At 37.9% G+C, this 15,436-nt stretch carries 10 protein-coding genes; 7 read left to right on the top strand and 3 right to left on the bottom strand.

Going from position 1 to position 15,436, the window contains the following annotated elements; translation table 11 throughout:
* Positions 1–13: 13 nt before the first annotated feature.
* On the bottom strand, positions 14–3,298 hold the full coding sequence (locus AOR04_RS12970; protein WP_096793575.1) for a tetratricopeptide repeat protein: 3,285 nt from the start codon (positions 3,296–3,298) through the stop codon (positions 14–16).
* Entirely contained in the window at positions 3,298–6,006 is a 2,709-nt protein-coding gene (locus AOR04_RS12965; RefSeq protein WP_096793574.1) for an endo alpha-1,4 polygalactosaminidase, read from the bottom strand. Before AOR04_RS12965 ends, AOR04_RS12970 begins: the two co-directional genes overlap by 1 nt.
* A 448-nt stretch (positions 6,007–6,454) precedes the next feature.
* Between AOR04_RS12965 and AOR04_RS12960 the strand changes: the two genes are divergently transcribed.
* The 5 genes from AOR04_RS12960 (at position 6,455) to AOR04_RS12940 (ending at position 12,331) form a co-directional block, all read left to right on the top strand.
* Positions 6,455–8,122, top strand: coding sequence for a methyl-accepting chemotaxis protein (locus tag AOR04_RS12960; protein ID WP_096793573.1), 1,668 nt, complete (start codon positions 6,455–6,457; stop codon positions 8,120–8,122).
* 108 nt (positions 8,123–8,230) lie between these two features.
* A complete protein-coding gene (locus AOR04_RS12955) occupies positions 8,231–8,719 on the top strand; it encodes a MarR family winged helix-turn-helix transcriptional regulator (protein WP_096793572.1) in 489 nt (162 codons plus the stop codon).
* A gap of 133 nt (positions 8,720–8,852) precedes the next feature.
* Positions 8,853–9,602 (top strand): RIO1 family regulatory kinase/ATPase domain-containing protein, encoded by a 750-nt coding sequence (locus AOR04_RS12950; RefSeq protein ID WP_096793571.1) that lies wholly within the window; start codon positions 8,853–8,855, stop codon positions 9,600–9,602.
* 292 nt (positions 9,603–9,894) lie between these two features.
* Entirely contained in the window at positions 9,895–11,247 is a 1,353-nt protein-coding gene (locus AOR04_RS12945; RefSeq protein WP_008134566.1) for a magnesium transporter, read from the top strand.
* 22 nt (positions 11,248–11,269) lie between these two features.
* Complete coding sequence (locus AOR04_RS12940; RefSeq protein ID WP_096793570.1) at positions 11,270–12,331, top strand: DUF21 domain-containing protein; 1,062 nt, start codon at positions 11,270–11,272, stop codon at positions 12,329–12,331.
* A gap of 32 nt (positions 12,332–12,363) precedes the next feature.
* On the opposite strand, the gene AOR04_RS12935 is transcribed toward AOR04_RS12940, so the two are convergent.
* Entirely contained in the window at positions 12,364–12,969 is a 606-nt protein-coding gene (locus AOR04_RS12935) for a TIGR04211 family SH3 domain-containing protein (RefSeq protein WP_008134564.1), read from the bottom strand.
* Between the two features lie 213 nt (positions 12,970–13,182).
* On the opposite strand from AOR04_RS12935, the gene AOR04_RS12930 reads away from it, so the two are divergent.
* Positions 13,183–14,706: a CYTH and CHAD domain-containing protein gene (locus AOR04_RS12930; RefSeq protein ID WP_096793569.1), complete on the top strand. Its 1,524-nt coding sequence runs from the start codon at positions 13,183–13,185 to the stop codon at positions 14,704–14,706.
* Positions 14,703–15,374, top strand: a complete 672-nt coding sequence (locus tag AOR04_RS12925) for an START domain-containing protein (RefSeq protein ID WP_096793568.1) — start codon at positions 14,703–14,705, stop codon at positions 15,372–15,374. The genes AOR04_RS12930 and AOR04_RS12925 overlap by 4 nt, the downstream gene beginning before the upstream one ends.
* Positions 15,375–15,436: the final 62 nt, after the last annotated feature.

Genomic DNA, 15,436 nt, shown 5'->3' with positions numbered 1-15,436 from the left:
TTTTCTCCTAACATTAAAAATGTACGTAATATCCTAATTGTAACTGTGTATCTGAATTACCAACCTTATTACTACTTTGGTAACCCAGCTGTAATTTAAATAAATCATCACCTAAAATAGACCAACCAGCGCCACTTGAAACAGACACATCAATATCATCGTTGATAGTTTGGTAACCGGTGCTTATATCAAATAGCCATGATGGGCTAGTACCTAAATAGGGCGGTTCTAGTGAGCTGGTTGAGGAAAATGAGGTACCGAGCGCAAAGCGTCTAAATGGCTGAAGTTCTATATTTAATGCGGCATCGTTACCTGTATTTATAAGCGTGTTCACTTGTTCAAAATCTTGCCATTGCGCGCTAAAATAAGCAGTCCAAATTGGCCTATCTTTTAAAATACGGTATTGGTATCGGGCGTTATACTCTTGCCCGTTGATGAGTGAACTTCCACTATCTCGTCGTAAAAAAGACATTATAGCGGCCGATAATTGCACGTTTTGTCGACCATCAATATTATAGTTTACATAGGCCGTAGCTTTGTTAAGTTGCGCAAAACTAAGTAAGGCCTCTGACTGGCGATTTTCAACATTGTGTTCAAGCTTTAAACCAACTTGTGTACGAGAATCCCATTGATAGCGAGAATCTAAGCTAATACCCTGACGATTTGCTAAACGACCTTGGTGGGAATCAATTTTTGCATGGAAATACCAGCGACCCCATGTCATTTTATTTTCTACAGCAAACAGTAATCCATTATTATTAAAGTTTTTCTGATTACTTAGGCTTAGTTTCCACTGGCCATTGGCATAAGGAAAATAAACATTTACATCGTATTGGCTACTGTTTAATCCGGCCTCAGGCGATAAATTAATTTCAAGTGCTCTAAAGTATGAGCCTCGGGCATTACGAACCAAACTTAATTGTGATTCGCTCGGCTCAGTTGTTAGTTCTTCGTACCAACGCTGCATTGTTGCGTAGGGTTGCCTGAGGTAGAGAAGTGCATTTAACTTATTTTCCTCGGTTAGTGCATTTTGCGTTATGAGCTGTTTAATTTTATTAAACTCGCCATTAGTCATGTAAAGTTGTAGTTTTTGCCAAGGAACTAACTTTTGTGCTGCTCGTCGTGCTAACCACCAGTTTGTTTGAGGCTCGCCAATTGTCTCGGGTGCTAGTTCATCCATTGAATTAAGTTGCATTAAATGTGGAATAGCCATCGCACCTGCCCAGCGGTACATTAAGCCTCGGTAGGCGTATTTATCTTTAGGTAAATGTTGTAATAAGTAATGATTAAGTTCGGTGGCATTTGCGTAATAACCAAGCTGTTTCATCACATCAGCTAAGTTAACCAGGGTTGTTAAGTCGTTTGGAGCAGCCAGCGCTAACTTTCGTAAGTAAAAGTAAGCGCTATTATATGATTTTTCATGAATCGATAAGCTAGCTAACAGTTGCGTCCAGCCGTGAGTAGTCTCATCTTCTGAATGATTATCTATAATGCGTTTTATCATTACTGTATCGTGCATTTGCAGTGCTAACCAACCTTGTGCAAGCACCACGTCTGGATTGTACTCACTTAGTTTTGCTGCGCGGTTTAAAGTGGTATAGGCTGAATTTAAATCGCTTTTGTTTTGATACCAGTTTGAGAGTATTAACCAAGCAGGATAAAGTGCTTTATTATAGCGCTGCTTTTCGAGTTCTTGGTGGATACGTTTTATCGATTCTTCATCATCAACGTGTGAACTCAATAATGCAACTTGGATTAATTGTCTAATTGTAAGCGATGGTTGCTGCCATAGGTAATTGAGAAGGCCTTGAGGATTGTTCTCAAAGCGCAGTTGTTGATAGTGCAACATATCACCTACACTGAGCTCACTAATGGTCATTAATTGTTCTAGCGCATAAAGCTCTTCTTTTTTATTTTGAACTCGTAATGCCATATCAACGCGTGCAGTCCAAAATTCAGTGTCTGTACTTTGTTGTTTTTGCTTTAAAATGGTAAGTGCGGTTGAAAAATCATCGATAAGCCAAAATGATCGGGCAAGCCATAATAGATCTTCTTCATTTTTTGGACCTTGGTATGTTGGCCATAGTGACCTTAAGCCTTTTAAGTTACCAGTATCGTGCAGTACTTTAGCTTTCCAGTATTGTGATAACACACTTTTACCACTAATTTGTTCAAATCGTTCAATATGATTTAGCTCTTTTTTTGCATTGCCGATGAACTCATTGGTTTGCATCCATTTAGCAAAACCATTGCCTTTCAACTGCCTATTTTGCGCTTTGTATTCGTAAATATCATTTGCATCTTGATACAAATAAAGAGAGGTTGCATCGTTTATGCTATCACTGAGCATGGCTGGTGTTACTGCATGATTTGCCATTAACCACTTAAATTCATTAAGTGCTTTGCTGGGTTTATTTTGCCAACGTTTTACTTTCCAATTTAGTAAATGGAGTTCTTTGTTATTTGGACTTTTTATTAGCAATTTTTCGAGTAATTGTTCGGCACCTTTTGCATTACCATTGGCTAAGCGTAAATACATTGCCTTAGTTAAATAGTGTGTATTATTAGGGGTAGCTTTTAGTAGAGCTTCTACCGCATCTGCAGCATCTTCTGTATTGCCGGCTAAGTCAGCTAAATAAAGAGTACGTTCAGTGTTAGCTTGGTCGCCATACTTTTTCCACCACATATAGGCTTGCACAGGATCATTTGCGCCAAGCGCTGTTTCAATTGCTTTTTCAGCTATATTTGCGTGTATACCTGCTTTATAAATGACTAATGCTTTAACTGGTTCGCCTGCACTTAACCAGTAATCAGCGGCGAGTAATGGCTTGTTTTTTAGCTGGTAGTACTGTGCAACACTTACATTTAAGCCAAGCGCTTTAGCTATGCTTAGCACTTGTTCATTCCAATTTTTATGGGCCTTTATTTTTAAAGATAACTCTTCAAATCTATCATCTATATTTGCACCACTTGCTAACCATAATGAGTAAAGTAGTTTGATTTCAAGTGTCGCTTTGCGCTCACTTTTAGGTAACTTTGCAAGCTCAATTTTCGCTTGTGCGTATTCGCTTAGCTCTATGTGTAGCTCAATTAGCTTAGCGCGCAGTTTTTCATTGTCAGGGTCAGTATTAAGCGCTGCATTTAGGTACGATGTTTCAAAAGTATAATCTTGTGAAAGCGTATCATCTTCAAAAAATAAGGTATGCGGAAATAACGCATAAAGTGCAAAGCAACTTACGGCTAATATCGTTAATATTGTTTTTATAGATACTAACTGAGGGCGTTTATTAGAATTCATTATGGGGCAGTCCCAGCACAGTTAAGGTAGCCATAAAAGTCACCCATAGGTATTTTGAAATGCGTTAATTTACCGTGAGTGATACCTTTAAAGTGCTCTCCCAAATGAGATGTAAATTGACATTCACGTCCATTCATTAAATCAAGTGAAGCGGGTACCCAAGCTTTAAAGCTTACTGCGCCATTTACCTGCCAATTATCGATAACCACATTAGCAGAAGCTAAATAAGGCTTACTATTATTTTGGCTGTGATCAAAGCTAAGGCGGGCAATATTATTGATAATATGTACGTAGTCGCCTTTTTGAGTTACACCAGATATCCCTTCACTTTGGGCTATATTTGGTATATCAAAATCGCTAGGTATTCGTAAAGTACGAATATATTTTGAGCTAAATAGCCATTCATCGTCATTATTTTTTGCTAATGCAGAGAAATAAAAATCTTTTGCAATTTTTGCAAAATGACTCAAATGTACAGGTGTATTTGGCCGTGCTAAAACATAGTCTATATTGTGTTTTAAGGCATCGAGACCAGCAGGTATTTCCCCCGAATAAAAGTGATAATAAATAGTGTAAGGCTTTAACCTGTATGGTTTTTCTGTTATTTCAAATGTTTCGGTTAAACGTTTAAACCCATAATAAGGCCCGTGCCATAAATTAGTGAATACATTTTCATTCAAGATAGGAGCATAAATTTGATATAACAGGTCGCGCTCAGGTCGCCCAATTGGCGATATATGAGACAGGCTAGGGTTATCGGCATTTGCATCGGTGTTGCCGCCATTAATGTTTAATACACCCGCGTCACGGGCAAGTTCAAGTGCTTTTGGCCCAGGTGTTGCGTCACCAGACCACAGCATTAATACTGTTTTTTTATTTTTTGGTGCCAGCTTTTCGTCAATGTATTTTATAGAGCCCGTAATTTCTTTTTTTAAACTTATAGTGTCGTATCCTGGCACATCAAGATGAAAACCATAGTCGGTGTCATCCTCATCTATTTTTTTCCGACCAGAGAGTGCGGTCCAAAAATAAGGGTGGCTATAAGTATGAGATGCAATTTCAACATAGGGTAAATCGAAAATACTGCGCGCAATACGTTCTAATTTAGGACTCGCTTTTGAGTGAAGTCCAGTAGCTTCAATATCTGCTTGAATAATTGATGATGTTAAAGGGAGTTTATAGCGTTTAATTATTTCATCGCGGATCACTTCTGCCGAATAAGGTCTACCTGTAAAATTTGCAATACTTGAAAAACCATCACCATCAATATGTAGAGTAAGCATGCGCCTACCACTTTCAGTTGTTGTATCGGGGACTAAGATAGGCGGGAGCTCCATCGCCTTTGTCAGCAATGTACGAGGGTCGATAACCCACTTACTACCTTCCATCGGAAAAGTATCAATTAGCCAAGGGGCAACCACCACAGCACCATATTTTGTTTTTGCACTTTGTACAACAATGCTGCCATCAGCCGCTTTTATATTAATAAGCGCAGTGGCATTTGGCGCTAGTTTCAGTAAATATGGTTTTACTATTGGTGGTGGTGTCGCGGCTTCACCTTTGAACCATGGGGCAAAGTAATTTAATTCATAAGGAGCAGGAGGTAATACATTGAGTGCTTCTACACCTAGTTTGATTAGTAGTGTAGTCGAAAGCGGTAATTCTCCCACAACTAACAAAGGGACAGCGCCTAAATTTGTTTCTAGCCAATTAGTTATCGCCGGGGTATAAAAAGCATCACTGGTAGTCCACGAAATAACGCCAGCATGTAAACTTGGATCTATGAGAGGAAGCGCTCTTTTTGCTACATCAATGTAATCAGGGATATACCCCAAATACTCAATCATGGTTGCAAGTTTTAAGTGCACCGTAGTATAGATAAGTGGCTTAATATCACTATTGTAAGGAATTAGAATACGCCTAGCTATTGGTGTGATATTTGACGTTCCCCATGTTTGTAGGTGTCCGTCAGTTATCCAAGGTGCATAACCGTTTTTTATTATTTTTTGAGCCATAGCAAGGCGATTTTTGGGCTTTGCATAATCAATCACTTGTACATTAAAGCCCAAGTTTTTTGCTGTATTTAATTGTGCAATTAGCCATGTTTGATCACTTTCAGCAGTGAGTTTGTAGCTATTATCAAGAGGATTGTAATGGCTATATAACCCCTCCGCTACTAAATCAGTTGCGAACCCTTTTAACTTGGGAAGTAGTTCAAACCCACGATTGAGTATTAAATGTTTATCAAATGAGCTTGAGAGGTCCTCAATAATTGAAATTAGCCCAGCTTGTTGGTATGCTTTATTGCTTGTTGTATCTAATAGCTGATAGCTATCTAGTGTATCTAAGAATAAGCCAGTGAAACCACGGTCTTTTAAATCATTAGCGCTGTTTTTTATGTGTTTATGCCAATACGTAGAAGTTAAATCGGAGATATGACTATTCCAATTGGGATTAACAACAAGTGATGACGTGTTTTTTTCGAATGACTCACCCACACTAAGATAAGCATAAACAGCAATGTTACGCTGCGTAAGCCAATTAAGCTCATGCTCTGTGATTAATTCTGGTTGCACTACCACACGAGAATAAAATGTCATTTCAGCAAGAGGCATCGGTGCTGAATAATAAAAAGCAGTGCTGTTGTTTATTGGCTTGGCGAATACATGAGCAGAAATTAAAAGCGTAAAATATAGAATGTACTTCATTGATGATTCATTTTGGTTGGGATTAAGCAGAGATAAGAAATGACGTGCGTTCCGATTTTATGCTAGGTAATTCGTATTAGTAAGATAGGGTGATTATATGTTAATAAAAATAAAAAAACTACATGATTGTTCCTAAGTTTCATCTTTGTTTTTCGTTGTTTTACTTATTGGTGGGAGTAATTGGTTAGGTTCATTATTTTGCTTACTACTAAGGTCGCAATGTTTTAAGTATTAAAATGTATGCCTTACAACTATAATATGGACAAAATCGCCAAGGTTGGTTTGGCTCTTACCTCGACATTTACCTTTAATATTTACACGCTTCGTAAATATTAAGTTGTATGTAAATAAACTAATTTACCTTTATCAGTGAGCATAAAATAAAAAGTATCTTTTGTTATTTTATGTTGTTGCTGTTTAAATTTACTGCCTTAGATTTGGAGAAATAATGAATAATTTAAGCTTAAAAAACAAATTGTTGTTATTAGCTATTTTGCCACTGATGTTACTTTTAACTAGCTTAATGCTGAGTTCTTATTATTTAGAGTCTAAAAATCAGCAGCAAAATTTTGATTCATTTAAGACTAAATTGATCAAAGATAAACAGAACTTATTAAGTACAGAAATCGAAATTGCGAGCAAAATTGTTCGTCACCAATTAGATACTGGCTCTGCCCAAGATGCTAAAAATGCGCTTAGAAACTTAACCTTTGGTCAAGGGGGTTACTTTTTCATCTACGATACAAACGGTGTTAGTGTTTTTCATGCGTTATTAGGTGATGCCATTGAAGGGCAAAATAAAATAGGGATGACAGACCCCAATGGTAAAAAAATTATAGTCGGGTTACTCGAACAGGCTCAAAAAGGTGGTGGCGCATTTAACTACCACTTTCAAAAACCTAATACGACAGGCCTAGTAGAGAAAATGGGCTATGCTGCCATGATCCCAGGAACTAATTGGATTGTTGGCACTGGCGCATATATGGATGATATAGAAGCAGAGCTAATTAAATACGAAGTAACGATGCAAGAGCATATGAATGATAAAGTAATTACCTTACTGCTAATTGCTTTATTTTGGGTTGTTTTAACGATTGCATGTGCATTGGTTGCGGCGAATACCATGGTTAAGCCAATTCAAAGAATGGTGCAAAGCCTTGACGACATAGCAAAAGGTGAAGGTGACTTAACTAAGCGCTTAGAGATAGACACGAATGATGAAATTGGTCAATTAGGTGAAGCATTTAATGTTTTTGTCAGTAAGCTACACGGTATTATTGCGAATGTGGTTGATGTTACACATGATGTGAAATCAGCATCCAGTGATATAAATAAACAAACACGACTAATTGAGGGCAAGCTACTCAATCATAATCATGAAACAGAGTTAGTTGCGACCGCCATTACTGAAATGTCTGCCACATCACATGAAGTTGCACAAAATACTACGCAAGTTGCTGTATCAACTCAGGCTGCAACACAGGAAGTTGCTAAAGCACAAGAGTGTGTTGATATTTCACTCAGCGAAGTATCAAAATTAATGGATGAAATAAACGTCGCTGCTGAACAGGTTGATTCACTGAGCGAGCAGTCTAAAAAAATTAATAGTGTGCTGAGTGTTATCGGCGGTATTGCAGAACAGACAAACCTATTAGCACTTAATGCCGCAATAGAGGCCGCTCGTGCTGGTGAATACGGTAGAGGGTTTGCTGTTGTTGCAGATGAAGTAAGAAGCTTGGCGAGTCGTACGCAAGTGAGCACACTTGAAATTAATGAAATGCTGAGTGAACTACATAATCTAGTGTCCTCAGCGGTAGGTGCAATGCAAGCAAGCCAACAAAGCTGCAATCGTTCAGTTGAGTCATCACGAGCTATATCCGATAGTTTAGGATCGGTTACCAATTCAGTGACATCAATTAACGATATGAGTACGCAAATTGCGACAGCCGCTACGGAACAAAGTAGTGTAACAGAAGAAATAAATCGCAATGTATATGCTATCCAAGAAATAGTTAATGAGCTTACAGTGTCGAGTAAAACAACGTCATCAGTTAGTGAACACTTAGCCGGAAGAGGTGAAAGTTTAGGGCAATTAGTTGGGCAGTTTAAAATTTAGTACTTATGTATTTACCGTTATTAAAGCCGCTAACTGCGGCTTAACCTTATTGGTAAGTTTTACAATTTTTTAAAGTAGATCATAATAGACTAAATTGAGTGGATTTTAATGCAAAGTATGACATCAATTAAACGCTGTACTCGCGATGAATTGGTCCCTGAAAAAGACCTAGGACGTTTGGTATCTTTTTTACGCTCAACGCTGGTTACGCATATTGATACCAAATTACTTCCTATGGATTTAACTTCGGCGCAGTACATAGTTGTTGTGTTGCTAGCTAAAGAGTCTGTTAATACGCTTGCTGGGCTTTGTGAGCATATGGTTTATGACCGAGGTGCAATGAGTCGACTATTAAGCCGTCTTGAAGAAAAAGGCTTAATAGCTAAAACACAATGTGAGTTTGATAAACGCTCAACCATTTTATGTTTAAGTGAAAAAGGAAAAGCACTTTACCCAGAAATAATGCCAGTAGTAAACGAAGTCTATACTCAGACATTAACTGGTTTTTTAGAATCTGAAAAAAAACAGTTAATGGATTTGCTGTTCAAAGCAATAAATAACCTAGAATCACTGCCTCAAACAGCCTCTAAAAAATAGATTATCAATAAAATAGCGATACTGTTTCAATAGAAAATCAAGACCCTAAACATGTGATTCCGTTGTAGGTAAAATCGAACTTTGATAATATAGTTGCCTAGGCAATCAGGGTTATTATCTTGTGAGGTTTGTTATGATTGAAAATGATTTGTTAGCGCAATTACAGCAACAATTTCCAGATCACACTTTTGTGCAACATCGTTTAAGTGTTGTTCATAAAGGACGTTTTGCTAATGCTATTGTTTATCGATATAAAGATGATGGATTTGATTTAATAATAAAAGACTTTAGCCAAAGTCCTTGGTTTATTCGTAAATCGTTTGCACGTATTTCGGTTAACCAAGAATATAAAGGTTTGAGTCGATTATCTGAGTTGGACGCGGTAGCAAATCGTTTTTGCCGTTTATCGCCGATTGCAGTGGCTTATAACTATATAGAGGGCACCTCACTTCGTTCTTTAATTCATCAAGGTAAAAAGCTTCCAGTTGATTTTTTTAGCGAGCTTGAGCGTCAAGTCGCAAAAATGCATCGCAAAGGGATAGTGCATTTAGATTTACGTAATATGGGTAATATTTTATGTGGTGCTGACGGTAAACCTTATTTTATCGACTTTCAGTCAACTATTAGCTTCGCTCGTTTTCCTCGATGGCTACAGCGCTTTATGCGAGGCTCAGATATGTCGGGTGTCTACAAGGCGTGGAGTAAACTTGCTGAACACCCTATGCCCCAAGCTAAGCAAGATTATCTGGAGCATTTTAATCATGTACGTAAACGCTGGATTTTTAAAGGTTACCCAATTCAACGGACGTATGCCTGGGGAGCTGCCTTGGTAACTCAATTCTTAGATTCTGAACTTGTACGCAGCATTACCGACCGCCTTTAAATGTACGCACCTATTTCATTCTTGTTTGCCTATATTAGTTTTTAATATGGGCCTTTTTTTGTAGCAAAAGCAATCTATTTGGATTGCTTATTGTGTTGACTCTCTCCTCAAAAATAATCCCTTTTACTGTTTTTTTAATTTTTTAAAATAAACATTAGTACCGTTTTTATTTTGCCCATACAATGCGCAAAAATAGCCTGTACATGCTTAATAAACTCAAGTTTTCTCAGCAAATTTTTGTTGTCAGGATAAACTGTAAGTAACGTGCATTTTTAAATTTTAAGGTTTTAAAATGATTGAGTATCCGGTTGATCAACTTCCACAACTAATAAATGATTTACTTCAATGCGATACAACAGAACGCAAAAATAAATTATTAGCTGATGCGCAGGTAACACTCTCTACTGAGCATTTATCTTTACTCTTTGAGGCGATACCAAAAGAGCAACGCCTTGAAATTTGGCTATTGCTTGATGAAGACACGCAACATGAAATTTTTGTAAATTTAAGTGAGGATAGCTGTCTATGGTTACTGCAAACGTTAGATGATAACGATGCATTTAAATTATTAGATGAAGTTAATGTAGAAGAGCTGCTTGAACTAGAAGAAGTTATTCCAGAACGCTTTGTTGAGTATGCTAAAAAACAACTCGACGAAGCGCAGATTAAACAATACGAATTAGCACAGCAATATCCACCTGAACAACTAGGTCATTGGTTGGGGTTTGATTTCTTAAAAGTATCAGAGAAATTAACCGCTGGTGGGGCTAAAAAGCTGTTGCATAAAGGTTTGCCACAATACAGTGAAGTTATCTATTTAGTCAGTAGAAAAGGCAGCTTAATAGGTGAGGTTGCTGTTAACGATTTAATAAAAGCGAGTGACACTGACAGTTTAATAGCTTTGGCTAATCATGATTTCTCATCATTACATGCAGATGATGATTTATATGAAGCGGCAGAAGTCGTTATTCACTCAGAGAAAATGGCAATGCCAGTCGTAAACGCAGATAACAAGTTACTTGGCAGATTAACGATTGCCTCAGCGTACGAATTGCGCCAAGAAATTACCGATGAAGCGGCAGCTAAAGCGGGTGGTTTAAGAGAAGACGAAGATTTGTTCGCAAGTGTGCGAAAAAGTGCTAAAAACCGAGGTATTTGGTTAGGCATTAATCTAGCAACGGCGTTTTTAGCATCGTGGTTTATAGGATTATTTGGGGCAACGATAGAGCAAGTGGTTGCGTTAGCGGTGTTAATGCCAGTAGTGGCTTCTATGGGAGGGATTGCAGGAAGTCAAACATTGACCGTTATTGTTCGCGGCTTGGCACTGGGTCAGGTTACCGACTCCAACCGTAAAGCGTTACTTAAAAAAGAGCTGCGCGTGGGGGCTGTAAATGGGTTGGTGTGGGCGTTTGTTATTGGTGCACTTACTTATTTATGGTTTAGCGACATTATGCTAAGTATTACGATTACAGTCGCAATATTATTAAACTTAGTTGCAGCGTCGTTAGCGGGTGTTGTTATTCCGTCTATTTTAGACAAAATGAAAATAGATCCAGCATTGTCGGGGTCGGTAATTTTAACAACCGTTACTGATATTGTAGGGTTTGTAACCTTTTTAGGTTTAGGCAGCTTGTTGTTGCTATAAGCTTTTTTAATAGGAAAATACAATGACTTTTGATGTCATGATTTGGTGTGCAATTGGACTGTGTATTTCACAGTCCGCAATGTTTTCTGGTTTGAATTTGGCGTTTTTTTCGCTAAGCCGATTACAACTTGAAATGGAAAGTACGAAAGGTAACGAAGCCGCTATAAAAGTAATGGCGCTGCGTAATGATTCAAATTTTTTATTGTCGACTATTTTGTGGGGTAACGTAGGTATAAACGTATTACTTACTTTGCTTTCTGATTCGGTATTAATGGGGGCAAGCTCATTTTTGTTCTCAACTATCGCAATTACTATCATTGGTGAAATTACGCCCCAAGCTTATTTTTCGCGTAATGCGCTTAAAATGGCGAGTATGTTGTCACCACTTATAAAATTTTACCAGATACTGTTTTACGTTGTAGCTAAACCAACTGCTTTGGTACTTGATGCATGGCTTGGAAAAGAAGGTATTACGTACTTTGCTGAAAGCGAATTAAGAGGCATTATTCGTAAACACATTGAAGCCGAAGAGGCTGATGTTCAGCATGTGGAAGGGATTGGCGCACTTAACTTTTTTAGTTTAGATGAGATCAGTGTAACCAAAGAAGGTGAGGTGATTGACCCTGATTCTATAATTGCATTGCCAACAAAACTAGATTTACCGATATTTCCTGAACTTACGTTGACTGCCGATAACGAATTTTTACGTAAGTTACATAAATCAGGTTATAACTGGGTGATCATTACTAATGAAGATGGTTGGCCGTTATTGGTGGTTGATGCAGATGGCTTTTTACGTTCAGCATTGTTTGAATCAGAGGCTTTTGACCCATATCACTATTGCCACAGGCCAATCATTGTTACAGATGAAACCATGCGTTTGAGTGAAGTTATTTTAAAAATAAGAGCAAACCATTCACTTGATAAATCGTTTGATGGTGCCATTGATCACGACGTTGTATTAGTGTGGAGTGATGAAAAGCGTATTATTACTGGCGCAGATATATTTGGTCGATTACTCAAAGGTATGAGCGCACCTAAGCTTGAACTGCATGAAAATACAGAGAACAAAAAGCCGCTATAAAGCGGCTTTTTTGTATACATTCAGCTGTGAGTTTATGCCCAACCTTCGTAGCGTTTACGACGCGACAGCACAATAGTTAAAATAATACCAAAAAACAGTCCTAAAAATGCAATTGCGCCACCATAAGTAAGTAGCTGGCGTTTTTCTTTAGAGCTGGCAGCTTCTTTTTGAGTCCGCTCTATCTCCAGTGTGCTCTTTAATTTAGTTATTTGCTCAGAAAGTTGTTGGTTTTGATCTGTTAATTTTTGATTCTGCTCTTGCAGCTGCGGTAATTCTATTTGAGCTAGGCGTAACTTTTCTTGCATTGTGCCCATTTCACTACTCAGTGTTTGGTATTGTTGATGTAAACCAGCAGTTTGGGTAACAAACTTGGTTTCTATCCAGCCTTCGCGATCTTTATCGTCTTTAATTTTGATAAAACCATTTTCTTCAGCTGATAATAAAGTTAACTTTGTTCCTGCATCTACAGAGCCAAGAAGGCGATAATTTGTACTCGCTCCAGAGCGCATAAAAGTATATAAATTATCGATGATATAAGCGGTTTTTGCATCAGTGGAATTTGCCGCTTGGGCTTCTTCTGCATGGCTCATAAATGTGGTGGCTGTTAAAAGTAGCCCTAATAAGCAGTGTTTTAGCATTTATCTACCTTGTTAATCTAACTGCGTCCATGATGAACGTGATTTTTATTTCACATAAGTAGCCAGATAGTATGGATTTAAGCGCTTAATAGCAAGACTGATATTGTAACCCAGTCATGATTTTAGGCATAAATAAGACTAAAAAATTTGCATTGTGGATGCGCTTTGTTTATTTTGAGCACTTATTTATTTTAAAGGTAATCCGCAGACCAAATGGATACTGAGATAGAACTGAAGTTTTTGGTATCAGATGCCGTAGTTCCACTGATCCCCTCTTTAATTACTCAATTTGCAAAAACGGTTATAAACAAGCCTTCACGCAGTTTGCAAAACTCATACTATGATACACCGAACCGTGAACTTAGAGCGCTTGATATCGGGTTTAGAACGCGTTGTGCGGATACCCAATGTGAGCAAACTATAAAACTTGCAGGTGAAGTTGTTGGTGGGCTGCATCAACGCCCTGAATATAATTTACCACTTGAATCAAATCGACCTAATTTGATGGCATTTAACGCCAACATCTGGCCTCATGGTATGCAAGTTGATTCAATTTCACAAAATTTATACCCCATTTTCAGTACTAACTTTATTCGCCGTACTTGGTTAATAGAGACTGAAACAGGGGCCAAAATTGAAGTCGTACTTGATAAAGGCGAAATTGCAGCGGCTGGTAAAATAGAGATTATTAGCGAACTTGAGATTGAGCTGGTTGAAGGCAGTCGCAACGAACTCTTTGCTTTAGCTAATAAGTTGGTGAGTCAAAACTGTATTCGTTTAGGTTTATATTCTAAAGCGGCACGTGGCTATCGTCTGGCTGATGAAAAACCATTAAAACCAAGTAAATCCATTGGCTTTGTGCAATTGTCTAGTTCACCAAGTCAAGAAAGTGCATTAGTTGCAGCAATGAATTTTGGTATCCGGTTTGTACAAAAACATGAGCAATGTTATTTCGATAAACCAAGTTTAAAAACACTGAAAAGAGTAACAGATGGTATTAGTTTAATTCGGCATACTTTTTGGTTGTATGACGATATTGTATCTAAAGAAAGCACAGACCATCTTCGCACTGAACTTAAATGGCTATTAAGTGAGTTAGCATGGGTTGAAAATGCAATTCAGCTTAAAACCTATACCTCTAAACGCCATGCTTTTTATAGAAAAATAAATGCAGCGCCGGCACTTGCACAAGTTATTAATGACTTAAAAGAGCTTCAACCCAGTATTGATGATATCAATGCGCTGTTTCATAGTGCGCGCTATAATCGATTACTATTATCGTTAACAACTTGGTTAATTGATAAGCACTGGCGTAAAGATTGGGGGCAGGTTGAACTTCAAGCTGCAGAAAAGCCAGTTTCATCGATTGCTAATCGTCTGTTTAATAAAGATTGGAAAAACTTGCATCATATGCTCCCAAAAGAGCAAACTCTCAGTATTACTGATTATTTAAGCTTGCGTACACAGCTTGAAAATAGCCTACTAAGTGGCAATTGCTTAGGTGCTCTATTTGATAAAGAGGAGCGATTGGAATTTAGGTTGCCTTGGTTGGATATTTCCCATGGAATGTATGAGTTAAGTACATTGGAGTATTTAAAGCAGTTATGTGCTGGGCAAGAAGATGAGCAACTCGCTAAAATTCAGTTGTGGCTTGAGCAAAAATCTGAGTATTTGGTAAATGCGATGGAGCAAAGCCGGCTCGCGTCATTTGATATAGAACCGTATTGGCAAAAATGATAACAAGGCACTTTTGTAAGCCAAACTTTATTCAAAAGTGCACTTGCTTCTTTTTTTTAATGCAAGCCTTTAATGCGTATGCTAATCCGATTTGGCATTTGTACAAAAATGAGAAAGGGGTAAGCGTATATTATCAAATTCATGATGATGATACGTTTGAAGTTAAAGGCGAGCTAGTTGTAAATGGTGTCACCACTGAGGATTTTTTAGCGTTACTTAGTGATACGCAAGTGGCGCAAAAGTGGATAGAGAACGCCTCGAAAGTTAGTGTTATTAAAATACTGAGCCCCTCAGAAAACCTCGTTTACAGCTATTTTGACTCCCCTTGGCCTGTTGCAAATAGAGACGCAGTCACGTATTCGTGTTATTCACAATTAACACCAAATCAAAGCCAGCTAGTTATTAAAGCGCGCCCAAAAGAGCTGCCACTTTATAAAAATGTGGTCAGAATTAAAACTTTAAATGCAAAGTGGTTATTAACTCAGCAAGGCAACAATTTAAGCATTGCTTATCAAGTTTATGCTTTATCCGCAGGCATGATCCCTACTTGGCTTAATAATAAAGTAGGTCTGAAAAGTACCTACAAAACCCTGCTCAATCTACATGACATTCTTATTCATCAGAGGTATCAAGTAAAATCGCCTCTGATTAAAGCTGGTAAATGCTGAACAGATAAGAATTTTATGGTGACTTACTCAGTCTTTAACTAAGCTAATAGTAATAACACACT

The organism is Pseudoalteromonas sp. 1_2015MBL_MicDiv (assembly GCF_002407505.1).
GTDB classification, from domain to species: Bacteria; Pseudomonadota; Gammaproteobacteria; order Enterobacterales; family Alteromonadaceae; genus Pseudoalteromonas; species Pseudoalteromonas fuliginea.
This window is presented reverse-complemented; position numbering and strand designations above follow the sequence as displayed.

Bases quoted from the DNA above. Each gene is read 5' to 3' on its own strand.
- AOR04_RS12970 (WP_096793575.1), bottom strand. From the start codon at position 3,298: ATGAATTCTAATAAACGCCCTCAGTTAGTATCTATAAAAACAATATTA.
- AOR04_RS12965 (WP_096793574.1), bottom strand. From the start codon at position 6,006: ATGAAGTACATTCTATATTTTACGCTTTTAATTTCTGCTCATGTATTC.
- AOR04_RS12960 (WP_096793573.1), top strand. From the start codon at position 6,455: ATGAATAATTTAAGCTTAAAAAACAAATTGTTGTTATTAGCTATTTTG.
- AOR04_RS12955 (WP_096793572.1), top strand. From the start codon at position 8,231: ATGCAAAGTATGACATCAATTAAACGCTGTACTCGCGATGAATTGGTC.
- AOR04_RS12950 (WP_096793571.1), top strand. From the start codon at position 8,853: ATGATTGAAAATGATTTGTTAGCGCAATTACAGCAACAATTTCCAGAT.
- AOR04_RS12945 (WP_008134566.1), top strand. From the start codon at position 9,895: ATGATTGAGTATCCGGTTGATCAACTTCCACAACTAATAAATGATTTA.
- AOR04_RS12940 (WP_096793570.1), top strand. From the start codon at position 11,270: ATGACTTTTGATGTCATGATTTGGTGTGCAATTGGACTGTGTATTTCA.
- AOR04_RS12935 (WP_008134564.1), bottom strand. From the start codon at position 12,969: ATGCTAAAACACTGCTTATTAGGGCTACTTTTAACAGCCACCACATTT.
- AOR04_RS12930 (WP_096793569.1), top strand. From the start codon at position 13,183: ATGGATACTGAGATAGAACTGAAGTTTTTGGTATCAGATGCCGTAGTT.
- AOR04_RS12925 (WP_096793568.1), top strand. From the start codon at position 14,703: ATGATAACAAGGCACTTTTGTAAGCCAAACTTTATTCAAAAGTGCACT.